This is a genomic window from Paenibacillus sp. J22FR5 (assembly GCF_059691975.1).
In genome coordinates this window covers 92403-116508 of record NZ_JCAUAN010000024.1, presented here as the reverse complement: position 1 = coordinate 116508, position 24106 = coordinate 92403, and the positions used below count along the sequence as shown (strand labels likewise).

General features: G+C 44.3%; 19 protein-coding genes. 4 read left to right on the top strand and 15 right to left on the bottom strand.

Annotation, left to right across the window (positions count from 1 at the left end; all coding sequences use genetic code 11):
• Positions 1-356 precede the first annotated feature (356 nt).
• From AC58P7_RS24800 to gerPC, 4 genes are all read right to left on the bottom strand, one after another.
• A complete protein-coding gene (locus AC58P7_RS24800; protein ID WP_497347689.1) occupies positions 357-1274 on the bottom strand; it encodes an alpha/beta hydrolase in 918 nt (305 codons plus the stop codon).
• Between the two features lie 75 nt (positions 1275-1349).
• Complete coding sequence (locus tag AC58P7_RS24795) at positions 1350-2453, bottom strand: pectin acetylesterase-family hydrolase (RefSeq protein ID WP_497347687.1); 1104 nt, start codon at positions 2451-2453, stop codon at positions 1350-1352.
• A gap of 25 nt (positions 2454-2478) precedes the next feature.
• The gene (locus AC58P7_RS24790) at positions 2479-4926 is read right to left on the bottom strand and encodes a glycoside hydrolase family 2 TIM barrel-domain containing protein (protein ID WP_497347699.1); all 2448 of its coding nucleotides are present in this window, start codon (positions 4924-4926) and stop codon (positions 2479-2481) included.
• Between the two features lie 501 nt (positions 4927-5427).
• On the bottom strand, positions 5428-5745 hold the full coding sequence (gerPC, locus tag AC58P7_RS24785; protein ID WP_497347685.1) for a spore germination protein GerPC: 318 nt from the start codon (positions 5743-5745) through the stop codon (positions 5428-5430).
• A 383-nt stretch (positions 5746-6128) separates the two neighbouring features.
• Between gerPC and AC58P7_RS24780 the strand changes: the two genes are divergently transcribed.
• Together AC58P7_RS24780 and AC58P7_RS24775 are read left to right on the top strand one after the other, a co-directional pair.
• Positions 6129-6362 (top strand): spore germination protein, encoded by a 234-nt coding sequence (locus AC58P7_RS24780; RefSeq protein ID WP_497347683.1) that lies wholly within the window; start codon positions 6129-6131, stop codon positions 6360-6362.
• A 2-nt stretch (positions 6363-6364) separates the two neighbouring features.
• Positions 6365-6721: a hypothetical protein gene (locus tag AC58P7_RS24775; protein WP_497347681.1), complete on the top strand. Its 357-nt coding sequence runs from the start codon at positions 6365-6367 to the stop codon at positions 6719-6721.
• A 451-nt stretch (positions 6722-7172) separates the two neighbouring features.
• Here AC58P7_RS24775 and AC58P7_RS24770 read toward each other — a convergent pair whose 3' ends face one another.
• The 7 genes from AC58P7_RS24770 to AC58P7_RS24740 all read right to left on the bottom strand — a co-directional run bounded on the left by AC58P7_RS24770 (position 7173) and on the right by AC58P7_RS24740 (position 15273).
• Complete coding sequence (locus AC58P7_RS24770) at positions 7173-7310, bottom strand: hypothetical protein (protein WP_497347679.1); 138 nt, start codon at positions 7308-7310, stop codon at positions 7173-7175.
• Between the two features lie 499 nt (positions 7311-7809).
• Positions 7810-9303, bottom strand: coding sequence for a carboxylesterase/lipase family protein (locus AC58P7_RS24765; RefSeq protein WP_497347677.1), 1494 nt, complete (start codon positions 9301-9303; stop codon positions 7810-7812).
• A 49-nt stretch (positions 9304-9352) separates the two neighbouring features.
• Entirely contained in the window at positions 9353-10441 is a 1089-nt protein-coding gene (locus AC58P7_RS24760) for a phosphotriesterase family protein (protein WP_497347675.1), read from the bottom strand.
• Between the two features lie 54 nt (positions 10442-10495).
• The gene (locus AC58P7_RS24755; RefSeq protein ID WP_497347673.1) at positions 10496-11254 is read right to left on the bottom strand and encodes an SDR family NAD(P)-dependent oxidoreductase; all 759 of its coding nucleotides are present in this window, start codon (positions 11252-11254) and stop codon (positions 10496-10498) included.
• Between the two features lie 227 nt (positions 11255-11481).
• Positions 11482-13257 carry a family 43 glycosylhydrolase gene (locus AC58P7_RS24750; protein ID WP_497347671.1) on the bottom strand — a complete coding sequence of 592 codons (1776 nt, stop codon included), beginning with the start codon at positions 13255-13257 and terminating at the stop codon, positions 11482-11484.
• 254 nt (positions 13258-13511) lie between these two features.
• Entirely contained in the window at positions 13512-14420 is a 909-nt protein-coding gene (locus tag AC58P7_RS24745) for an alpha/beta hydrolase (protein ID WP_497347669.1), read from the bottom strand.
• A gap of 319 nt (positions 14421-14739) precedes the next feature.
• A complete protein-coding gene (locus AC58P7_RS24740) occupies positions 14740-15273 on the bottom strand; it encodes a TetR-like C-terminal domain-containing protein (RefSeq protein ID WP_497347667.1) in 534 nt (177 codons plus the stop codon).
• 156 nt (positions 15274-15429) lie between these two features.
• Here AC58P7_RS24740 and AC58P7_RS24735 point away from each other — a divergent pair, with 156 nt between their 5' ends.
• Positions 15430-16932, top strand: coding sequence for a carboxylesterase/lipase family protein (locus AC58P7_RS24735; RefSeq protein WP_497347665.1), 1503 nt, complete (start codon positions 15430-15432; stop codon positions 16930-16932).
• 290 nt (positions 16933-17222) lie between these two features.
• Here the strand turns inward: AC58P7_RS24735 and AC58P7_RS24730 are convergent, their stop codons facing one another.
• A complete protein-coding gene (locus AC58P7_RS24730) occupies positions 17223-18854 on the bottom strand; it encodes a GMC oxidoreductase (RefSeq protein WP_497347663.1) in 1632 nt (543 codons plus the stop codon).
• A 104-nt stretch (positions 18855-18958) separates the two neighbouring features.
• On the bottom strand, positions 18959-19747 hold the full coding sequence (locus tag AC58P7_RS24725; RefSeq protein ID WP_497347661.1) for a sugar phosphate isomerase/epimerase family protein: 789 nt from the start codon (positions 19745-19747) through the stop codon (positions 18959-18961).
• Between the two features lie 121 nt (positions 19748-19868).
• On the opposite strand from AC58P7_RS24725, the gene AC58P7_RS24720 reads away from it, so the two are divergent.
• Positions 19869-19955, top strand: coding sequence for a hypothetical protein (locus AC58P7_RS24720; RefSeq protein WP_497347697.1), 87 nt, complete (start codon positions 19869-19871; stop codon positions 19953-19955).
• Positions 19956-19976: 21 nt separating this feature from the next.
• Here the strand turns inward: AC58P7_RS24720 and AC58P7_RS24715 are convergent, their stop codons facing one another.
• Both AC58P7_RS24715 and uidA read right to left on the bottom strand, forming a co-directional pair.
• A complete protein-coding gene (locus AC58P7_RS24715; RefSeq protein ID WP_497347659.1) occupies positions 19977-21752 on the bottom strand; it encodes a discoidin domain-containing protein in 1776 nt (591 codons plus the stop codon).
• A 516-nt stretch (positions 21753-22268) separates the two neighbouring features.
• On the bottom strand, positions 22269-24077 hold the full coding sequence (uidA, locus tag AC58P7_RS24710; RefSeq protein ID WP_497347657.1) for a beta-glucuronidase: 1809 nt from the start codon (positions 24075-24077) through the stop codon (positions 22269-22271).
• Positions 24078-24106: the final 29 nt, after the last annotated feature.

The window sequence follows — 24106 nt, the reverse complement described above, 5'->3', positions numbered from 1 at the left end:
GTATAGACATGATGAATATGACCTCATTCGTAGTTGTTATTAGATTAAAACACAAAAACCCGAAAGACGGGCACTTTTTTTCAAAGTGTCTATCTTTCGGGTTACAGTTCATTCTAGCATGGACCTTCTTTATCAAAACTTGATCATAGAAGACTCGTATAATGTTATAAATTAATTACAAAAATGGAAATTTTAAGTGTCTAAACAAGATGTTAACTATGAAGGATTCCCACAAGTGTTGTCCAAAACCTCTTGACGATATGGACACGATCCGATGTAAATCCACCTTTTGCAATTATCGATAAATAAGAAAAAGGAGGTTTCCCTTCTCTCATGCAATAATCTACACCGCAAACCTACTCTACCTTACCGAGTAGATGCTTTTTGATGAATTGGGCCGTTTCCTTGAGCACCTGCATGCCTTCGGGAATATACTTCGCCATGACAGGGAAGGTATGGAATGTACCGTCCCAAACCTGATAGTCCACATCTACTCCTGCCTTCTTCGCTTTTTCGGCAAGAAGATCAGAGTCTTCAAAAAGCACCTCGCCGCTGTCCACTACGATTTTAAGTGGCGGAAATCCCTCATAATTTCCATTGAGGGGAGAGATATATGGATGACTAGCATCGTTTTCAGGGCAATAAACTTCCTTCATCAACTTTTCAATATCAGCTGGAAGAGACATATCCGTAGCGCTATATTTTTTTCTATCAATTTTTCCTGTTAAAGCAGTACCTGGAGAATATACCGTAACGGATGCCGGAAGAGGAATTCCTGCGTCCATCGCCATTAATGTTGTAACAAGCGCAAGGTTTCCTCCGGCACTTTCCCCTACCAGAGATATCTTGGTTTCCGGATACTTGTCAAGCAGTGCCTTATATACCGTAAAACAATCGTCGGGGGCTGCAGGGAAAGGATGTTCCGGCGCAAGACGGTAATCGACAGAATATCCCCGCAATCCGGTTTCAACTGCCAGTATGGAAAGGTAACTTCTCACAGTGCGCGGGCTTCCGTATACGAAAGCACCCCCATGAATTAATAAAATAATACTGTCATCCGATACTTTTTCTGGTATAGTCAGTTCAACCTCTACCCCGTCAAAATTAATGGGAGTAAATGTAACCCCAGGTTCTGTAGGCAGCATGGCAAGTGTTTTATCATTAATCTCTCTTTGTTTAGGATAATCAACATTTGCACCGAACTTCGGCATTGCATCGGACCCCGCCGAAGACTTCATTAACTGTTTCATTTGAATCAATTCATTGCTCGGCATAATAGGCCTCCTAAATTTTCAAGATTATTCTAGCCAGAAATCGAACCGGATCGCCATAAGACTTTTGTCTAAGGCTTATGCCTCCAGCAATTCCATTCCTATATCGTTTACTTTTCCATGAACGGCATCCCAAAGCCATTCCATGGTTGATTTACCGCTTTGTGATTTTTTATAAAACATCTCATTATATAGTACACAATGTTCTGTTCCTACTAAATTTGGCTGTAAGCTCGGGAAGTCATTCAAATAGATTCCAAATTCCGCATTCATTTTTTTCAGTTCTGACACATGTGTTTGGAGTTCATCCTTAAACTCATCGCAGCTTTCCACTGTCGATGCGAAATTTCCGGTTCTGATATAATTGAGATAAGTAGCAAACGCACCATCCCGAATACTATTGGAATACAGATATCGTATGGAATTTCCCTTTTCTTTGACAAGCTGCCGATACCAATCAGCTGAAAGATTATCGGATTGAATCGGATCTACGATTTTTTTCGGACTCTTCCACACATTGGCGGCCGTATCCCTCCAGCCTTCCATGAGGATAAGGGCGCTGTCAGAATACACCGTGACATCCTGACAATCCGAATACGCTTCCATTACATCTGCTGCAAGAGCAGGTACTGCAAAGGCCCCGCCGCTTGCCCCACAGATCAACAGTTTACTTGCCTGAGGAAAGAAATTTTTTGCTGTTTTCAAACATTCCATAGTGTGTTTATAACCCCTATGATGAAGCACTTTCTGCTCACCATTCAGATCAACATAATGATAGTCGTTGTCACCCGTATGCATGTCTGCAGTTGCATAGTTCACGATCACCATATTCCAATCAGCAAAAGGATTCATCTGAGAAGTCGACATAATACCTGGTACGCTTGAATTCAAGAAGATTCCGTATTCTGTAAACATACCCATGTTTTCAAAGTAAAGTCCAGGCATTCCTAAACTCATACTTTCCATTCTAACCGGGTACTTGGCACTTTCCTGATTCCAAGAAACGCCACCTCCCATAAAAAAAACAATCAACCCATCCGTTGTACCTTTTCGGATATAAGTATTTCCTATTGTTCCATCCGCACAGATGGTGTTTTCCAATACTATTTTATACCACTTGCCTATTTCCGGCTCTCCTCCCCTTAATTCTGATGGAAGTACATTTCCAATATCCTTTCCCATTTTCTTTTCCTCCTAGATTCATATTTTAAATGACGCTGAGACTTACCACGTTTTCACGCAGACCTTCCGCTTTAAGAGTTACTTTGATCTCTCCCTTATCTGTTGGTCGAATGACAGCCAAAGCGCGTCCATCAAAGGTTGTACGTATAAGGTCAGAGAAGTCTTCCGTCGTATTGGGATCATCGGTTCCAAACCCGAATAGTTCGCCGGCACCCTCCACCGATACCTGTACTTTGCAGTCTTTTGTCGTGTACATGCTTCCTTTGGAATCGGTAAGCATAATGGGGATATAAGCCAAGTCCGAATCGTCAAACCGTAGTTGCTCCCTTTCCGCAACTGCCGTGATCTGCATGTCCCCCTCAGCCGAATACAAAGCGAAGCGCCCCTGTTCCACACCATTCGTATAGGCCACCGCAACCAGTTCTCCTGGCTGATAATACGTGTCAAATACGGCTTTGAATCGGTTTTTCTCACCTGCTGGCTGCCTTCCGACCGAAATCCCATTGAGCAGCAATTCCACCTCTTGTGCATCGGAATAGACTTCCACTTTAACGGGGCAGCTCTCATAACTGTTCCAAGACCAGCTGCTAACCGAATCGCTCCAGCTCCATGGTGTACCTATCGGGGAGACGTGGTAATATTGCGGGCGCTGTACCGCGATATAGGGTTCTTTACGCAACCCAAATACGATTTGGCGATAGTAAGATGCGGGGCGTCTAAATCCAGTAATGGAAATGTCCCCGGACATAGCCGTTAGGCTCGGATATGATCCATACACGCCGGCTTCGATACTCAACTGTGTATATTTGACCTGTCCGATTCCCGCCTCGCCCAGATAATCCCAACCAGTCCATGTGAAATCACCGATCACATGGTTGGAGTCAAGCACCTTGCGCCAATTAAGGTCTATATCCGGCGGGAAGGTTTCCGTCCCGCATATGATGCGGTTCGGAAACAATTCCTTATCCATTTCGTACCGCGAATCCATGTAGTTGTACCCTGCTATATCAACGTAAGCAAACGACTCGGCGGTTGCTTTTGTGACAACTTCCAATACCATAACATGCTTCATGGTATCTCCCAGATTGGTCATCATGCCGTTGATTTCGCCTTGTCCCTGAACCGTTTTGTCTTTCGCACTAGCGTACATCGCATTTAGTAACTCCATAACGGAGACCATTCCGTTAATACTGTTGATGGTGAATCTTGTGGAGTCTAGCTCGCGAATTTTTTCTGCAAGCTTACGTCCCCAAACCGAACCGTTCGGGGATCCGGTATCCGGGATTTCGTTCCCGATCGAGTACATGATGACGCTTGGATGGTTGTAACACTTTTTCACCATCGCTTCGATATCAGTCTCCCACCAAGCGGGGAACTCTAAGGCGTAATCGAAATCCGATTTGTTCTCTGTCCATACATCAAAAGCCTCTTCCATAACCAACATGCCGAGTCTGTCACATACCCTGAGGAGCGCTGGGCTTGCAGGATGGTGCGACATTCTGATGGCATTGAAACCAGCTTCTTTCAGGAGCTTGATTCGGCGTTCTTCCGCGCAATCGATAGATGCGGCACCGATTGGTCCGTTGTCATGGTGGATGCAGGCTCCACGAAGTTTGACGCTCTTACCATTGATGGATAAACCGTTTTTATTATCTAGCGCCAGACTGCGTATGCCAAATTGGTCGATGCTTTCATCCATCAAATTCCCGTCATCGCTATATACCTTTGTTTTACATGTATATAGGTATGGCGCCTCGACACACCAACGTTTTGGATCCGATACATACAACCGTTGCCGCAATATGGCCTTTTCCCCTCTGAATACAGTTACAATACCTTTGTCGCTCGCCACAATATGACCATCTGAATCCACGATCTCAGTCGCAACCTGAATCGTCGCTTTTGCAGCGGCGGAATCGTTTCTTAGGGATGTGGCCACACTGACAACAGCAAGATCATCCGTAATGTTTGGGGTAGTAATGCTGACGCCATGCGGTTCAATATATATAAGATCCGCTGTAAGCATATAAACGTCCCTATAAATGCCAGCCCCTGAATACCAACGTGTATCATCGGCAGTACGTACGATGACCTTAATCACATTGTCGCTTCCGTAACGAAGATAACGGTCGGCCTCAATGAAAAATTGGGAATAACCGTAAGGGTGGTGTCCGGCAAAATCACCATTGATATATACCATTGCCCGCTGAAATACCCCGTCGAACTGGATGAATACTTTCTTTTGGGCGTAATCTTCCGGTACATGGAACATCTTCTTATACTCCCATGTGCCATTCTTGTAAAAGCCAGTCTTGAATGATCCTAAAGCGTCTGGTTTGCGTTCTGCGAATAATAAGGCGTCATAAGGGAGTGTGACAGTTCTCGATAGCGTTTCGAGCGGCATTCCAAAACTGCCGCGCTTTTCTGCTACCTGCCAGTCTTTGTTAAATACGAGGCGAATCAAAACGATCATCCTTTCCATGAATGTGATAGATGATATACTGTAAAACAATCATCAGGACCTGCGCGGAATATGACTGCAAAAGCTACTGTCCTCATTACTGCCTTGTTTGTATATTAGCCGATCTTTCCACTCGCCACTAACACTCTGACGACATATGGATAACGTTTTGTCGACTTTATTCAAAGTTCTCAAATACACTCCATATAAATAGACCACCCAGACATCCTTGGGTGGCCTAATCCTCATTATGCATTAACTCCTTGACGATTGATTTCTTTATGAACTTGGGTCATTTTTTTATCAATATCCGTAAGTATGATTCCTATTAAGGAAAGGACAACAACCAGAAGCGGCGACTAGAGGCACACGACCAGACGAAATTGCCTCCGAAGTCTCCAACAATCTAAGTTCAGGTCATAGTAACTAGTTATCGCCATTTTATTTTCATTCAATGATTCCGAATAGCTCTCTGACTTTCTCCGATATATGTAGTATCGAGGTAGATACATATCACTTATCTTCCGGTGGGTGCGCGATGTCCTCAAAGTGGATATCTTTGTTAAGTCCCGCTTCATCAATAATTTTTTTCAAATGCTCTTCATCGGCTAACGCCGTTAAACCTATTTGTAAAGTACCTGTCAAATTTTGTACCGAAAGCTCTTGAATTTTATAGTTCAAGTTATCGATATGAATGGGTTTGATATTCTTCAACTGTTCTTTGAGTACTTGATTTTCTACTTCCAGCTTCATATAGCTTGATTCCAAATATTTGACTTTTTGCTCTAACTGATATAAATATTGAACTAACTGTTGATAAGAATAATTCACCCTTCCCCCAACCCCTTACATCGATTTATCCTTTGTTCATTTCGTCTTATTATATGATATTCGCCTAAATAAGGTTCCATTTTTGAAGGAGTGAGGGATACGGCAACTTCCACTGAGAATGGAGTTTTTGCAGTGCCTGACGCGACTCAGTCAAATTTCCTGACAATCATGAACGTCAAGCAGACCTCATTCCGATTATTATCTTATTGGTTTCTTAAGATCTCGATTTCTTTCATTATTCTTCCCGCCTGTGCAACCCCCTCCAGTTGTAGAGCATTGTTAAAGGAATAAGTGCTACATGTTAATGTTGCCATCTATTGTGCACCTGCTTGAGACATTCAACATAGGCTATACCAAATAACAAAGTTTAAGGAATGAAGCAGATGCCTAATGTGATCAACATTGGAAACCTTAAAATATTCACAATTGCACAAGGCTCCAATCTTAACATTGGGGATAACGTGATTGTTGGAACCAATGCAAATAGCATGAGCAAAAACGCCGGCGGCGGTAATACCGTGATAGGTGATGGTGCATCTACCGTACAAGGGGCAAACAATAAACCGAACGACCAAGATGTTTTCGATCAAAACTTGCAAGGGGGGGCGGGACTGTAGCGATGAATATTTCAATACAATGTATCAAAATAAATAACATTGTCAATGTCGGTTCTTTTAACATCGGTATGACGATTTTGAGCCGCAATCGGAATGTAACCGCAGTTGGGACCGGCGCGGGACAAGGTGCCGGAATGGGCCAAAAAGTATCTAAGCCTTCCGTTAATACAGGGCCCCCTGCCTCAGAAGAGTTACCAGGGGAAGGAGTACCCTTTGGTGGAGTCGCTCCGAATGTCAGCGATATCCTTCCGAATGTCAGCGATATCACTCCGAGTGTCCGCAACACGCTCCAAACGCTCCAAATGCTCCAAATGAATAAAATGTTACCTTGCGCTGATGAAATCAGACACTCTTTATAAGTACTGAATATATTTAGTGTTTTGCTTATTCCGCTGTAGTTTTTTTAAACATAGCGACAACCGTTAGTAGCAACAAAAGCAAACGCGGCCGATGCCCATACCGGATGAATACCTGTAACTATTTACAAACACAGGATATGCTCAATGTGATAATAATTGTTAACAAAGTAAAGATCAAACTACGGGATAATCGGCCTGATGAGCTTCTACTAACAAACGGGAGAAGCATCGAAATCAAAAAAAACTTCGACATAAGGAAAACCAAATGCAAAATAGGCGCCATGGAGCATCGGTATGCTCCCTTCTGGCAAAATGGGTAAACAAGAAATGTAAAAACATACATAGGAGTTTCCCTCATCATCGAGCTGACCATGAATAAACTGAGATCCATGACAATCGCTGACATGCCTGCTCCAACGTTTCATCGGAGGCGCTCGCTACAGCTATTGGATCACATCATTTCTTGCGCCGCGGCTTTCGTTAGCGCCACAAGACCCGCACTTGCAGCGTTGTAGCCGGCCATACCCTTTAACCCTAGCAAGACTTCAGATGAAGTGTTTAAAATCCTTCCAAACTTTTGTTCCATCATATAAACAGAGCATGATGGATCATGTAAAAGATCCCTTCAGCTTTGAAACGACGTTAACGTCCCACGCGAATTCATCCCTCGCCGGATACCCCTGAAGTTTTTTGTGTTCCTTTTCTTTAAAATCCAGCTTTCCCTTTTGTTTGGTTTTTTGTATTTGATGATGAATTTCTGTGGCTTTGTCTGGTCGGTTGAAGACGTATTCTGTAGAACTTTCTGAGAAGAACCACCAACTAGTGTGATCGCAACACTCAGACTCTTCCCCAACCTAGAGATAGACTGTTCGACGAAACGGCTCATAGGTTACCCTCTGATTCTGAAGCAGGATTCGTTTTTTGATTGGACGTGCCAACATGGAGATACAACAAGAGGAAGATTAGCATATTCAGAGGAAAATGCGGTGGACGGATACAAAAGGGACATGCTGCATCCTCACTTTTAAGCGGATTGCAGCATGTCCTGTTTTTATCATCTTTGCTCTGTATTCAAAATGTAAGATGAACTATTCTTTGTCATATACTAAGCCAATTTTTTCCCATACGGTAAATATTTTTTCATTTAATCGTACATCCTGGTTGGAAGGCTCAAGATCGAAGAGATGAACAGGACTGTTCTTGCCTACATATTTCGGCCACTCGATTGCGCCTCCATTCGGATTGCCCGTCTTAGCGAAATTCAACCAAGCTCCATTAATCTGGTCGCGGATCGCTTCTACTTGATCTTGTGGGGTTCCTTGTAATGCAAATGCAAAGTATCCTCTGTCAAGAGTATCAAGTGCAAATGGGATATCAACCGCATGAACAGCACCCATATTCATATGCTGATAAGCAACCGGTACGAAATCGAAGCGATACATCCATACATTACCGTGATTTACCTGATTATCTGCACAGCGGTATGTTTCCATCGCAAATAAATAATCACAAACAAAGTTGCTTAACGCCTTACGCTCATTTTCAATATCACAATAAGCAGCCTTCAGTTCTGCGTAATATTCTTCCTTGCCATTGTTTTTCAACATATTCTCAACACCTTCCCAGGAAGGGAACCAGGCATTTGTAACATCCGAGGATTGAATGAAGGTATCACCCTCATCTCGGGTATATCCTAAGATCACATCCACACCTTCGGCACTGCCATTCTTGATGGCTGTCCAAGGATATTCAGGCAGCAGATCATCGCCGATTAAAGGTCCAGGCATGCTAATACCATCATATAGAGTTGGAAATTCATTATAAAGCTTGCTTCCCGCCTCTTTGATTTTAGCAATATCGATCGTTTTAAGCTTGTAGACTTCTTCACGTTTTAGTCCGATGTTCTCAAGGAAATGAGGTATCAATAATTTGGTATGCTCTCTGCTTCCGCAAAGACGAGGAAGACCGCTTTGTGCAATTGCTTTGTGAAAGAGACCTTTGGCTGCAGGGCTGGCAAGTAAATTATATACAGCCACTCCGCCGCCGCTCTCTCCGAATATCGTGACATTGCTGGGATCGCCGCCGAATGCTTCGATATTTTCCTTGACCCACTTCAATCCCTCGATTTGATCGGAAAGCGTGCAGTTTGTATCAAACGAATCATCGAACTGGTTAAAATCATAATAACCAAGAGGTCCCAAGCGGAAGTTGATGTTGACACGTATTACGCCTTTAGAAGCCATCCGTGCGCCATCATAGCTAGGGTCTGTGTTAAAACCGTAATGAAGGCCTCCACCGTAAAACCATACAACAACAGGGAGATTATTTGCATGTTGTGGTGCCCACACGTTGACGTTGAGACAGTCTTCATCTTCCTTATCCCTGGCAGCGATAAACTGGATCGGGTCATTGCCGTAAGTCTTACAGTCCATGATGCCATCCCAAAGGTCAGCCGGTTGTGCACGCTTAAAGCGCAAGTCACCTACCGGAGCTTTTCCGAACGGAATACCATACCAAGCGTGAACGCCTTCGGTTTCAATACCTTCTACTTTACCGTTTTTGGTTTGAATCATTAAATCCATACTACACCGCCCTTAAACTATTCTATTTTATCATTGTCAGTAGTCATGGTTAGTAGGCCAGTATTCTGGCTGGATTCTCGATCGTCAACTTATTGATGACATCGTCGCCAAACCCAAGTTCTTTGAGAATAGGAAGAACAAACCTGGCAAAACTCGTAAAACCGGTATAACCGTAAGTTACCCCGCGCGACTTGTCATATATATCATGGCCAAGGGCAATCTGCGAGACATAACCTTTTTTCAACAGGTCAGCGAGACCCTTAACTCGATCATAATCATCGGGTAACGTATTAACTAACATCCCCCATGAATCAAAACCGATGTTGACACCCTTCTCCAACACCCTTGTCTGAAGATCGGTATTCACGCTTCTGACCGCTTCAATCGTTGAATAATAATCAGATATTTTGGACGGAGTCCTTAAAAAGGAATCCAGATGCATGATATGAACTTTATCCGGTTTCATACCGCATTCATGGATTGCGATATCAACACCCTGTAAAATATGGTCACAGGTCAGCGGTGCAGCAGTGTGAACATGCAGGCTCATACCCGTATTAGCCGCCACCTTAGCACAGGCTCTAAGTGTTTTTAATTCGATTTCATGAATCGTGTTGTCGGGATTAAGCACATTTAATGCGCATTTTAAGAATCCAGGTTTAATTGTAGTTCCGTCTATTCCCTCATTGATCTCTTTTTCAAAATGGGCAATTAATTCTTTTTCGCTTTTGGACATAAACTCCGCAGGCTGAGCTGCCGCATGGTACAGACCGGTCGCACATACGATATGGACATCAGCCATTTCCGAAGCTTTCTTCATATCAGTGACGTTACCTCTTAATCCAATCGGAGATGCATCAACAACGGCGTTCCCGCCGATTTTTTTAAATGCCTTCAGTTCCTTTGTCAAATAGTCGACATCTCCAAGGGTAGAGCATTCATCTGAAAACAACCCTAAACCGCTTCTTAAAGAGGCCATATTTTCAGGTTTTAATGTTAGCATTTCCGGTGGTATTGGCGGCACATACCCTAATTGATTTCTCAAAAATGCCAAATCACAAATGGTATGCTCATGCATAGTTGTAAATCCCAGCTCTTCAGGGGAGATTTCCCCTCTAACGGTCGTTATCCTCTTCAATCGCTTCCCCTCCTAAAATGCACGCTGCGATATCCATAAGCTCAATATAGACGATTACCAGTGAATATCTACGCCGCCTTCAACACGTATATCTTGTCCTGTAATCCATCTGCTATCTTCTGAAGCTAAGAATAATATAACGGGGACAACATCATGTTCTGGTATTCCAACTCTGTTGAAAGGACTAGATTTAGCAACTTGCGTCATAATGACATCATAAAGTTCTTTCGGCGAGTCATTTATTACCGTATCCGTTATCGCTATAGGACTTACATTGTTTACTCGAATATTATATTTTCCCCATTCTTTAGCGACAGTCTTCGTTAAAGCGCCAACAGCCCCTTTAGCTGCAGTATAAGACGCATAGCCATCCAAACCTTGCACGGCATTGCTTATAAAATTAATAATAGACCCACCATTTTCTTTCATTAAAGGATGACAAAGTTGCATCATGGTCCAAGTTGCATATAGTTGAGTTTTTAATGAATGATCTAGATCCTCAATCGTTTGCTCTAAAAAAGGCACCATATAATTCGAAGAAGTTGCCCCATTAATTAAAACATCTACATGGCCAAACTTCTCTTGAATTTTCTGCACAAATTCCTTCATTTGCTCTTGTTCTTTTAAGTTTGTAATTGTTGCTAATACTTCTGCGCCTTCTGCCTCACACAGCTTTGCAGTTTCCTTTAATTTCTCTTCTTGAATATCACAAATTGCTACTTTTGCGCCTTCCTTGGCAAAACGGATTGCATTTTGTTTTCCAAGACCTGCTGCAGCCCCAGTAATAACAACAACTTTATCTTTAAACTTCATATACGACACCTCGAATATTTAATAGAGTTTTTGAACACTTTGATTACTTAATTTTAATTAATAGTGCGCCTAATAATTAATAACCGACCGAACGCCGCTGCAACTCCGATTATGCCAGAACCAAACACAACAGCTTTTTGACCAGGCTTAGGCTCAGCTCTCTTCGCGCCAAAGAATCCAACAGTGAATGGGATATTCATCAAGCTGAGCTAGGCTTTCACCCCGAGTTATACCTTGATTACGTCGCTTTCTGTGATGCCGCTGTCGTTGAAGCTATCTACCCTAACATAGGTATCCTGGCCTTTGACGAGTCCGCCTATCCTTACGCTCTGGCCGAAAACCTGGTAGCTGTGGTATAGCTTGTCTGGCGCGTATCCCCACTCTACAACGTAGCCGGTGCCGTTACCCTTCCAGCTTACATCCATATCGAGATCGCCTACGCGACTTACTGTAAGATCCGTTGCCTTTTCGGGGGCCTTTCCGTCGCCCAGTCCGAATACTCGCAATCCTGATACGCAGGCAGTCTGGCCGTATGGAAGTGAAACTACGGTGAGCTTAATATACCTTGCTTTTATTCCTTTTTCTCTGACTACTAGGTCATGGGGAAAATCTGTGTTAACATCGCTCTTGTCCTCGATTACGAAGTACTTACTCCCATCTGCCGAGCCCTCAAGTTTCCATCGCGTTGGTTGCGGAGTTTCATCTATCCATCGCACCTGCCCCAGCTCTCCCTTAAGCTCTGCGCCATCGGGAAGAGGAAGGAAAAGACCATCGTCTGCAAAATTAATTTGTACAGCATGAACATCGTATTCTTGGCCGAGGTCTACCTCTATCCACTCACCCGGCTTGTTCGACGATGCCTTCCACCAGGTCTGCACGTTTTCGTCAGTTACGCTGGCGGTGATTTTGCCTTCCGCACAAGAGGAAGCCTTCGCCGTTTTGCCGTAGGAGAGCAGCATCCATTCCGGATTTGCCCAAGGATCTAGCTTTGCCTGCTCTACTCGGATAGGCCAGTCACCGTAACGCTGATTGCAGAACAGATCTCCGTCATGATCCCAGCCTGCCGGCCAAATGCCAACGCGGCGTTCAAAATTGTGGTTCATGCAGATGCGCATCGTAGCGGTATGCCACACATTCCCATAATTATCATCCATGGTGGAACCGTGTCCAGCACCAGAGATAAATCCACCCGGCTTATAGGAATAGGGATTGTTCTTTGCAAGCTTGAAAGGGCCGAGCGGGCTGTCCCCCACGTAAACCCCATCTGCATACACGTTATAACGAGAGCCAGGACTTGCATACTGCAGATAGTAGACGCCGTTATGCTTATTCATCCAGAGTCCCTCGATATACGGCGCGCTAGTAATATATGCCAATGCAGAATGTCTCAACTCTTCGGGTATACTATCTTTACCTTCCTCAAACGCTTGAAGCATTTCGGCCATTTTTTCGGGTGAATGCTCTGGAATATGATTTTCCCCTGACCTTTCATAGCCGATATCCTCGACGTTGCCGACGATCAGCTCCTTTTTCTCGCCGATAGGTGTCATGTCCGCAGGGTTGAGTTCTATGCCGTACATGGGCAAGTAGCTGGAAGAGCCCCAGTAAAAATAGATTCGTCCGTCGTCGTCTGCGAACAGATTTGGATCCCAGAATGGAAACGTGCTCTTTATTTCCTCGAACTCACCGCTGAATAAATCCTTCGTACGGTAAAAACTGCAGCTTTCGTGTGACGATGCACAGAAATAAACGTAGTCGCCAACAACTCTTACGTCTGGAGCGTAGTCGTAGGAAGGCAGGCTTTGTGTCGGATGAAACTTCCATTCTGCCATGTCATCGCTGTACAAAAAACCGCAGGTCATCGATGGGAATATAAAATATTTGCCTTTAAACATGATCATGGACGGGTCCGCTGCCTCACGTGAAACCGATATTTCACCACTCACGGTTTTGTTGAACTGGTACTTGTAGTCGAAGTTAATCGGATTGCAAAAATAGTTCATAATTACCTCCTAGATAACCTTGTATACTATAATATGTCTTGTTTGTATAATAACCGATCATTTCACTCGCCACTAACACTCTCACGACTTTTGGATAACGTTTTTGCGACTTTCCTCAATTAAATAATCTCTTACCTTCAAATGCTGTGGACCATACTTTCTCGAACTTTCCGCATTCATTAGAAACAATCAAAGATACAAATAAGGAAAGGGATCTGATACGAGATCCCTTTCCTTATGAAGATCAAGTTTTATTATTTAATATTTCTCTCAATAAATGCTACTGTATCAGCAAGAATTTGAGCGCTTTCCGGTGTACCACGTCCGGTAGTAGCGAAAGCATGGAAGCAATCATCATATGATTTGTATTCAACCTCTACACCAGCTGCCTTAGCCTTCTCAACAACCTTCTCGGAATCAGCCGCAAGTGTTTCACCGCTATCCCAGGCAAGTAACATTGGAGGGAATCCAGTGTAATCACCATATAATGGTGATACATATGGATCTTTCCATAGATCAGAATTTGGACAATACATATTACGAAGTGATTTGAGCCCGGCAGGTGTTACTGTGAAATCTTTTCCATCATTTGCAGAGCGGTCAATGCTATCACTGAGATCGATAACTGGAGAATATGGAATTACTCCGGCAGGCATGCGAAGTCCAGTATCCTTTATTTTTAAAGTTGTTGTCAGACATAAATATCCTCCGCCACTTTCACCAATTAGAAAAATTGGAATCTCAGGATGACGTTCAATAACCGCTGCATAAGCATCAAAACAATCATTTACAGCAGCAGGATATGGATGTTCTGGAGCCAGTCTATAAGAAAAAGTATATACCGGAATCTTGGTCTCTCCAGCCAGCATAGATCCATAACCGCGTGATGTATAAGCATTACCACAAATTAAACCGCCGCCATGAATATAAATAATTAGAGCATCTTTACGAGCGTTTTCTGGCATGCAAAGTTCTGCATCCATATTACCCAATTTATCCGTGATAAAGGTAACACCGGGTTCTAATAGCATTCCGCTCTGTGCAGCTTCGATTGTCTGGCGTAATATGACAGGGTCGATCTTCTCACCAAACATCGGCATACCTTGCTGATCCATCATTTTTTTCATAATTCCAATAAGAAATTGCATTTGTTGACTTGACATTGTTTGTCCCCTTTCATATTAATAAATTGTTATCCGTTAATGTCAAAAGCTTTCATCATGTACTTTATTCAATCTTCGTTTCCCTTTTCGCATTGACCTATGCAGACGATTTGAAATCAACATCTGTTTATTTCACAATGTCATTACAATATCTTTTCATTTATCAATCGTCAATAGACTACTGACGATCCGTTTATGAAAATAAACAAAAACAATAAAAATTGTTGCTCTATATTGACCTGGTCGGACTGATAAAAAACTGAAAGGCGGTCCTCTCGCATTGCTATAGCGAGAGGACCGCCTTTTCAGACTTCAATTATTAGTCGGAGGTGGCGTATAATTGAACAATATATGTTGTCAGTATTTCAGCAATTTCTTCAGGTAATTGCTGATAACCACTAAGGCTCCATTGAAATATAATTGAAGTAACTCCCCCAGAGATGAAACTATTTAAACTGTTTTTCATCAACCCATTTCTTAAATTCCCCTCAAAAACCTGTTGCACAATGGGTAGCATGAATTTATTACATTCCATAAATACTTTCATCATATGTTTGTTATCATAATAAATGCGACATATATCTAACATGATATTGTAGATATTTCTTTCTAAAGAAGTGTCATATTTCTTGCTGATTTGTATTAATGCTTGTTCACATAAATCTTCTACATATTCTCTTAAGATATCAAATGGAAGCGAATAATATTTATAAAAAGTTGTTCGGTTGATATTAGCTGCGAGGCATACTTCTGAAACTGTGATATCCTGTATGTCCTTTGAATCGATAAGTGACCAAAGTACATTCCGAAGTGACTGTTTGGTTTGGAGTATTTTTTTGTTAGTACTTTTCATAGGATTCCTTTCTGAGCAACATTTTATGTTGATTGTGTTTACTTCATGGGTAGATTGCCGTAAATCTATTGACTGTTGATAACAGATATCATAAATTTATGACACATCAAAGTCAACAAATGTTTATTTCGGATGCTAGCTTAGGAGGATATAAATATGGATCTGATCATTCAAACGACAAAGGGTAAAGTAGAAGGTTTCGAAACAGAAGACGTTCATGCATGGTATGGCATACCGTTCGCAGCCCCACCTGTTGGCGAACTACGATTTAAACGTGCACAGTCTATAGAACCATGGGAAGGCGTTAAGGACTGTACGACTTATGGAAATGAACCTATTCAGTTTATTGGTGAACGCTCAAATGAAAACGAAGATTGCTTAAATCTCAACGTATGGGCTCCAAAAGATGCACAGAAGTTACCAGTCTTGGTTTGGATATACGGCGGCGGCTTTCATTTCGGTTACAATAGTGATTTAAGCTACGATGGAGCGCACATGGCAGCAAAGGGCATCGTTCGCGTCAATATCAACTTCCGTATCGGCCCCCTCGGTTATTACGATTTCAACCAATACGATGAGTCGTTCGATACAAACTGCGCCTTATCCGATCAAATCGAGGCATTAAAGTGGGTAAAGGCAAACATCGAAGCATTCGGCGGCGACCCTGACAATATTACCATCGCAGGCGAAAGCGGCGGCGGCTGCGCTGTTTACAATTTGCTTTCCAGTCCTGCTGCAAAAGGTCTATTCCAGAAAGCGATCCCGCAAAGCGGTCTTCCTCGCGCAAGCGGCGGCAGAGAGTTCACAAAACTTATCATTCCTCTTTTCTTGGAACTTCTCGGTATAAAACCTGAAGAAATCTCAAAAATTAAAACAATGGATGTTGCCAAAATTAAAGAGGCTGGAACACAATTCTATAACGAGTTTACCAAGGTATACAGTGGAATTTTTATGCCTGGTCCCTTTTTCGGCGACGACCTGCTCCCCGAACATCATTGGACAGCCTTGAAGAATGGCAGCGCAAAGGGAGTAGATGTTATCATCGGTTATACTCGCGATGAAGGTGATACATTTATAGCAGATTCTGAATTCACAAAAGCTTGGTTTTCTTCATGGGATGCAGTTGAAGAAATGCTAAAAAACAATGGCAAGGAACAATATTTCCCTGAGCTGAAGGCGGCTTACAATAAGTTTGAGTCAGATCATAAAAATCTAAGCAAATTTGTGACAGACTATCTATTCGCTATGGATGCGCACCGCTGCGCGGATGAACAGGTTAAGCATGGCAACGTTTGGATGTATCGCTTTGATTTCGTGCCCGTCGCTTTCAGGCATATGAATATGGGAGCTGCTCATGCGGTTGAAGTTCCATTCTCGCTCGATACGATTGATAGAGGCCACTTCTCATATGGTTTGAAAGGTACGCCGCAGGACCAATTGGAAGCCGTCCGGGACCATATGAACGACGCATGGTTTAATTTCATGAAGACGGGCAATCCGTATGGCGGCGATGTGGAGTGGACGAAATATGATAGTCATAACAGCATGCTGCACGTCTTTGATTTGCAACCTTCCAACCAGTCTATCTCTATCGATAAGAATGTACTTGCCGTGTGGGAAAAAATCGGTTTATTGTACGATAAAGAACACACCATCTAAACCCTCTTGACCTTATAAAAAAGTCGAACGCTGACATCGGTTTTATGGACCTTTGCCAGCGTTCTTCTGTTTTAAAGCTATTCAGGTAGGGCGCAATCCATTGGCCAGACGTACCCGACCTCAAGAGTACCCCGCCAAACTCATGGCTTTTGGGACACCCTCATCTGCGAAATCCTGCCGGAGTTCCTTTATAACGTCGAAAAGAACCAGCCCAGGAGGCTGCTTTCGATGCCCCAAGTGCATGGCTCCTGCGAACGAACCGCTAAGTCAATCCCCTTTTATGGCTAAAGTTACTTCAACAGCCGAATGATCGCATCGGCCGTTCGGATCGCCAGCGCCACAATCGTCAGTGTAATATTGGCGGTTCCGCTAGTCGGAATGACGCTGCCATCCGCCACATAAAGTCCTTGTATTCCGTGGATCTGACCATCTGGGTTAGTACCAGATGTTGAGGGGTCTTCCCCCATCCGGCAGGTTCCCATTTCATGAGAGACCACTCCTGGAGGCGCTAGGCAAACGGAAGGGCCGTAGCCCGACTTTAGCGGGATATGCATCGCTGAGGCTGCACGCTTTATGCCCTCAGCCATTTGTTCGATAACGAACTGATCCCTCTCACTGTAGGAGAACTGCAATTTGAGCTTAGGAACACCGTCTTGGTCACGTTCAGCAGGATCCAGAAAGACATAATTCTCATATCGGGATTCAACTTCTCCGAAAGCGGCAAAATAGCAGTCCCATTCCTGCTGAAGCGGCTGCACTTGATATTGGTCCCAACTGAAGTTTCCGGGCCCGTTGATTTGTATTTGATAGGGACGCTCCTTCTTTCCTGGAATCAATATACGAAGTGGTCCCAGCGCCTCAGGAAACTCCTGGCGGTTAATGCTTCCAGATCCAGTCACCCGGGAATGATTCATGAAATAATGGCCGATTGCTTGACCTTTGATATCAGAATTCAATAAAATTTGCGTCGTGCCGAATGTGCTTGCCGCCAATACGATCTGCTTGGCCTTCAGTACATATGACCGTTTATCGGGGGATACCACCTGGACGCCTACAGCCCGATTCTGTTCCGTCAGCACCTTGATAACCCGGGCGTTAACCGCCAAATCATAATGAGCGTTTAATGCCTGAGCAAAAAATAAAATAGAGCTGAAAAACGGGTTGGAATTCAGAACACCATTTTGGTTTACGGGCTCAAGATTGATGGCCATCGGTTCGTCTATTGCATCTGCAAAGCCGCTCTGCTGAAGCCAATTCAACAGAATCTGGGTCAATAACGCGCTCTTCGTGTAATTTCCAGTTACGTTCATGACCTTCTCCGCCACTGTATAATAATTGTTCATTTCCTCAATAGGGATAGGCCATTTTACAAGCTCAGAAATGGGCATTCGCGGGCTTGTCGCTCCCCAAAACAAGGTTCTGCCGCCGAAGGCATATACCTGCGATGAAAAATATTCGGCGACGGTATGTGACAATCTCTGCTTGTATTGCAGCAGCCGTAGAACATCCATGGTTGCGATATTTTGCGCATGTGTCGGAATAGCAAGGCTACCGCGTTCAAGAACGCCAATACGTTTTCCACTGGCGCCAAGTTGCTGGATAAGTCTCCAGAGTACGGCTCCGCCACCGGCTCCCGTACCGACGATGAGCACATCGTATTCCGTTCTTTGCATGTCCTCAAGCGAGGCCAATGGGATCCATTCCGCATGTGGCAATATTGGGAGGGGAAGAGGCGGGCACATTGGCACATTGATATTCGGTTTATCTGACGGTGCGGAAGGGAGACGAATTTGCATTCCGGCCAAATTCACATTGGAATCGGTTATTGCCGGATTAAGAGCTGCAAGCTCATCTATCGTACAATTTGTTTTTCGAGCGATGGTCCGCAGCGTATCGGTATCGTGGGCAATGTATATTCTCATTATGACACTCCCTCCTAGGATACGTTGCTAGAAATAGGCATATCAAAGTATAGGTGCAGTAACAAGGCGACCATTCATGGATATCAAGGATTAAAAATAAATCATCAAGCGACACCGATAGATTTAAGATAGTCAAGACTCATTTTCAAGCTTTGCAGGGGATGCGGACTAATATCCTGCTCAACGAAATAATACTGTACGCCCGCATCCTTAAGCTTGGCAAAAATCGCCGGCCATTCGATCGTACCGCGGCCGACTTCGGTAAATCCCCCTTTTTCATCCATATCTTTCACGTGAACAATAGGAATGCGTCCTCTGTACTTCTGTATGGCCGCCTTTGGATCGAGCCCTCCCTTCTTCGCCCAGTATAAATCCAATGCCATTTGCATCAAATCGCGGTCGATAAGGTCCAGCATCCGGTCAATGATCCGCTTCCCGTCTCTTATTTCGTACTCGTGTTCGTGGGGGTGATAAAGCAGTTGCAGACCTTTGCGTTTTAATTTTTTTCCAATTGCGGTTAATGAGTCGACGAGTGCCTGAAACTCCGCTTCGCTTGCAAACCGTTCCTTCGGAGCTGAAGTCAAAATATATCGAGCTCCGGTGGTTAAAGCGTATTCGATTTGGTTGTTGAAATCCTCCTCCAGATCGCGCAGCCGAACGTATGTAGAAACAGTTTTTAATCCGAGATTGTCGAGTGCCTTCTTCAATTCGGAAGCTGGAATAAGGGGATTTAAGAAACTTACAAATTCAACCATCTTATAGCCCATCTCCGCCAATTTTTTCAGCGTACCTAAGACATCCTCAACGGCTTCGTTGAGCACCGTAAAAAATTGCACGCCTGGAGGAATCTTGGACAGATCCCACATGGTTTGGCCAAGCCTTATAAACTTCATCTCATCCTCTCCCAAGTCATCAGTTTGTCATGAGCGGCAGAAGTTCCTCCAACGCGATTCCTTCCCCCATTTATATGAGAGACATAAATGATTATGATGGAGCCTCCGTAGAAAATGCGTCATTCAAGCCAAGCGTTATCGAAATACAGTAAAGGTTGTAGATGTGCGAAAGCTTTATGGGACGACGATGGCCCGAACCCCCACATAAAAATAAGGATTTCGCACCAACTTATACCTTTACAACATCGCCCTCTGTGATGCCGCTGTCGTTGAAGGTATCTACCCTTACATAGGTATCCTGGCCTTTGACGAGTCCGCCTATCCTTACGCTCTGGCCGAAAACCTGATAGCTGTGGTATAGCTTGTCTGGCGCGTATCCCCACTCTACAACGTAGCCTGTGCCGTTACCCCTCCAGCTTACATCAATGTCAAGGTCACCCACACGCTTTACCTTAACATCCTTTGCCATTGCAGGAACCTTTCCGTCGCCCAGTCCGAATACACGCAGTCCTGATACGCACGCAACCTGTCCATACGGAAGAGAAACTACGGTGAGTTTAACATACCTTGCCTTTATACCATTTTCTCTGACTACTAGGTCATGGGGAAGATCGGTGTTAACATCGCTCTTATCTTCTATTACGAAGTACGTCTTCCCATCTGCCGAGCCCTCAAGTTTCCATCGCGTTGGCTGCGGCGTTTCATCTATCCATCGCTTCTGCCCCTGCTCGCCCTTAAGCTCTGCGCCATCGGGAAGAGAAAGGACAAGACCATCGTCTGCAAAATTAATCTGTACAGCATGAACATCGTATACTTTGCCGAGGTCTACCTCGATCCATTCGCCCGGCTTGTTCGAAGATGCCCTCCACCAGGTCTGCACGTTTTCGTCAGTTACGCGTGCGGGGATTTTGCCTTCAGCAAAAGAAGAAGCCTTCGCCGTTTTGCTGTAGGAGAGCAGCATCCAATCCGGTTTGGCCCAAGGATCGAGCTTTGCCTGCTCAACTCGGATAGGCCAGTCACCGTATCGCTGATTGCAGAACAGATCTCCGTCTTTATCCCAGCCTGCCGGCCAAATGCCAATGCGGCGTTCGAAATAGTGGTTCATGATGATGCGCATTGTGGCGGCATGCCACAAATTTCCATATTTATCCTCCATGGTTGAGCCGGATCCAGCTCCAGGGATAAAGCCACCCGGCTTATAGGAATACGGATTGTTCTTTGCAAGCTTGAAAAGGCCCAGCGGTCTGTCTCCCACGTAAACCCCATCTGCATACACGTTATAACGAGAGCCAGGACTTGCATACTGCAGATAGTAGACGCCGTTATGCTTATTCATCCAAGCTCCCTCGATATACGGCGCACCAGTTATGAATGCTAATGCCGAATTTTTCAACTCTTCTGACATACCTTTTGTACTTTGCTCAAACACTTTAAGCATTTCGGCAATTTGTTCGGGTGAACGCGGTGGTATATGATTTTCCCCTGATCTTTCAAAGCCGATATCCTTGGCATTGCTGACGATCAGCTCCTTTTTCTCGCCGATAGGCGTCATGTCCGAACGGTTGAGTTCTATGCCGTAAATGGGCAAGTAGCTGGAAGAGCCCCAGTATAAATAGATTCGTCCGTCGTCGTCTACGAACAGATTTGGATCCCAAAATGGGAACGTGCTCTTTATTTCCTCGAACTTACCGCTGAATAAATCCTTAGTTCGGTAAAAGCTGCCGGGTTGGTGTGACGATGCAGAGAAATAAACGTAATCACGAACAACTCTTACGTCGGGAGCGTAGTTGTAGGTAGGTAGGCCTTGAATGGGATAGAACTTCCATTCTGCCATGTCGTCGCTGTACAAAAAACCGGAGGTCATCGACGGGAACATATAATATCTACCCCAAAACATGATCATTGACGGGTCCGCTGCCTCACGGGAAACAGATATTTCGCCACTCATGTTTTTGATGAATTGGTACTTGTAACCGAAGTTAATCGGATTGCAAAAATATTTCATTTTAACCTCCAAGATTAATATTTTGATTTACTGTTGCAATTCTGCCCGCCTCCACACACCAACGTTTTGAGAGGAAACGGGCTTCCGATTATTCGTCACTACCTTGGCGCTTAATTGAGCCATGCAGATTGCAGTATCTGTTCCGACTCCCTGGCCAGAACCTGTAACTATGGCAACCTTTCCTTCTAATAGCCTACTAATTCTTAATCACTTCTATGTCAGATCATGATTAAGTATTCGTATCAATCGTTGGCCAGATTGAGATACGTACGATAAAGAACACACCATCTAATACCTCTTGACCTTATAAAAAAGCGGAACGCTGACATCGGTTTTATGGACCTTTGCCAGCGTTCTTTTGTTTTAAAGCTATATCAGGTAGAGCGCAATCCATTGGCTGGACTTACCTGGTCGGTAAAAGTGAAAAAATAAAAAGATTGACTCTAGTTATATATAGAGTCAACCTTTTTAGCTTGTTCAATGTATTACCATTAGACATCAGGCAAATACACTGGTTTATTTAGACGAATTTCCCTTGTAACCGAAGTCGGGAATGGATGTCCAACGTCTCCGCAGCTCGTGTGCCGCCATTTTCGGCTTGCGATCCCGCGTAAAGATCCCTTTTTTATTCCCTTGAGCTCTTAAGATGCCTTGGCTGGTCTGAAAATCGGCAAAATTCCATACTTGCTCGCCAATGAAATGCTCGAATTCATCGAACACCTCATGGTTCGCACGCAGATAGTCCACCTGATATTCTTCCGTAAACATGACCGGATCTATATCGTGGAAACCGGCAATCGTATCGGCACCATACTCGGTGATCATAATCGGTTTTCCCGGGCATCGCTGGGTCCAGGCGTTCAATTCTCCACGCAGTATGACTTTAGCCGTTTCCAATTCTCCACCGAACGCGTACCATCCATAGTAGCGATTAATGCACAATACATCGACCAATTCGGCTACTTTATCGCGATCAGGCGTAGCCATCATAATATGAACGATGGTGACCGGTCTCTTCTGAGGGTCAATCTCCCTGGCTAACTCCAGAAGCGGACGGAAGTACTCCACCGCGCCTTCCTCCTCCGATGCCGGCTCATTCGCGATACACCACATGACGACGCATGCGTGATTTTTATCACGCGCAATCATTTCTCGAACGACATCTTGATGATGCTCCTGGGTTTGAAGGACATCCCACGTATTACGGCTTGGTCCCTTTGTCGGGGTGACATTAAAGCTGAGATGCATACCACAGGCTGGAGTCTCGTCAATGACTACAATGCCCTCCCGATCTGCAAGTCGCATAATTTCTTCGGAATACGGATAATGCGCGGTCCGGAATGAGTTCGCTCCAATCCATTTCATCAATTGAAAATCCATCACATTGGCTGCTTCATTCAGGCCCCGACCGTTAATCGGCGTGTCCTCGTGCTTGCCGAAGCCTTTAAAGTAAAAAGGCTTGTTGTTGATCAGGAACTTGCCGTCTCTCACTTCAACTGTCCTTACGCCGAACGGTTGCTCATAACTATCGATTGTTCGGCCATCCTGAATCAATTCAAGTTTGAGCGTATAGAGGTAAGCGGCAAGAGGCTCCCACAGCTTTACGTTCTCGATGTGGATCGAGCCGGAAGATCCGTCCGATGAACCTACATTCACACCCGTTTGGTCAACAACGGTTGCCTTCACTTGCGCTTCACCCTCAATGGTCGCCTCATAACGGACGATGCCACTAGCAGCATTCAGATCCGTCACGATAGACACATCCTGGAGGTAGGTCCCAGGGGTGGTGTAGATTTTGACCGGTCTGTGAAGTCCCGCATAGTTGAAGAAATCAAAATACGGGCTATTTTTCACAACCTTGCCCAAACCGGGTACTTCCGACTCGCTATAAGTGCCCATCGGAAGCGTCGTTTCATCCACAATGTTATTTACCGCTACCGTCAGGCGATTTTTACCTGTCTGTAGAAACGGTTTGATCTCAGCTTCGAATGGCGTAAAGCCCCCAATGTGCTCCATGACAAGGTTCCCGTTCACATAAACCTTAGCCTTGTGGGTAGCGGAACCGAAGCGTAAAACCAGTCGCTCTCCGAATAGAATACCCGGCACAGTGAAATCCCTCTCGTACCACACCCATCCTACATGATTCCGAATGTTAGCTGTGACCCCAACGTCGTTAAACGAGGAGGGTACAGACATGCTGATCGTATCCTGAAGAGGAGCGTTATACCATTCTTCTTCAAAGCCTTTTCCCGAATCCAGCTTAAAATTCCAAATTCCGCTAAGTTCAATAACGCTGCGTGTTTCCGTCACAATAGGATATAACATATTTAATAATGCTCCTTTGTCAAATTAAT

What these genes read in the sequence shown, in the direction of transcription:
- AC58P7_RS24800 (WP_497347689.1), bottom strand. Translation starts at nt 1,274, where the DNA reads ATGCCGAGCAATGAATTGATTCAAATGAAACAGTTAATGAAGTCTTCG.
- AC58P7_RS24795 (WP_497347687.1), bottom strand. Translation starts at nt 2,453, where the DNA reads ATGGGAAAGGATATTGGAAATGTACTTCCATCAGAATTAAGGGGAGGA.
- AC58P7_RS24790 (WP_497347699.1), bottom strand. Translation starts at nt 4,926, where the DNA reads ATGATCGTTTTGATTCGCCTCGTATTTAACAAAGACTGGCAGGTAGCA.
- AC58P7_RS24780 (WP_497347683.1), top strand. Translation starts at nt 6,129, where the DNA reads ATGCCTAATGTGATCAACATTGGAAACCTTAAAATATTCACAATTGCA.
- AC58P7_RS24775 (WP_497347681.1), top strand. Translation starts at nt 6,365, where the DNA reads ATGAATATTTCAATACAATGTATCAAAATAAATAACATTGTCAATGTC.
- AC58P7_RS24770 (WP_497347679.1), bottom strand. Translation starts at nt 7,310, where the DNA reads ATGATGGAACAAAAGTTTGGAAGGATTTTAAACACTTCATCTGAAGTC.
- AC58P7_RS24765 (WP_497347677.1), bottom strand. Translation starts at nt 9,303, where the DNA reads ATGGATTTAATGATTCAAACCAAAAACGGTAAAGTAGAAGGTATTGAA.
- AC58P7_RS24755 (WP_497347673.1), bottom strand. Translation starts at nt 11,254, where the DNA reads ATGAAGTTTAAAGATAAAGTTGTTGTTATTACTGGGGCTGCAGCAGGT.
- AC58P7_RS24750 (WP_497347671.1), bottom strand. Translation starts at nt 13,257, where the DNA reads ATGAACTATTTTTGCAATCCGATTAACTTCGACTACAAGTACCAGTTC.
- AC58P7_RS24745 (WP_497347669.1), bottom strand. Translation starts at nt 14,420, where the DNA reads ATGTCAAGTCAACAAATGCAATTTCTTATTGGAATTATGAAAAAAATG.
- AC58P7_RS24740 (WP_497347667.1), bottom strand. Translation starts at nt 15,273, where the DNA reads ATGAAAAGTACTAACAAAAAAATACTCCAAACCAAACAGTCACTTCGG.
- AC58P7_RS24735 (WP_497347665.1), top strand. Translation starts at nt 15,430, where the DNA reads ATGGATCTGATCATTCAAACGACAAAGGGTAAAGTAGAAGGTTTCGAA.
- AC58P7_RS24730 (WP_497347663.1), bottom strand. Translation starts at nt 18,854, where the DNA reads ATGAGAATATACATTGCCCACGATACCGATACGCTGCGGACCATCGCT.
- AC58P7_RS24725 (WP_497347661.1), bottom strand. Translation starts at nt 19,747, where the DNA reads ATGAAGTTTATAAGGCTTGGCCAAACCATGTGGGATCTGTCCAAGATT.
- AC58P7_RS24715 (WP_497347659.1), bottom strand. Translation starts at nt 21,752, where the DNA reads ATGAAATATTTTTGCAATCCGATTAACTTCGGTTACAAGTACCAATTC.
- uidA (WP_497347657.1), bottom strand. Translation starts at nt 24,077, where the DNA reads ATGTTATATCCTATTGTGACGGAAACACGCAGCGTTATTGAACTTAGC.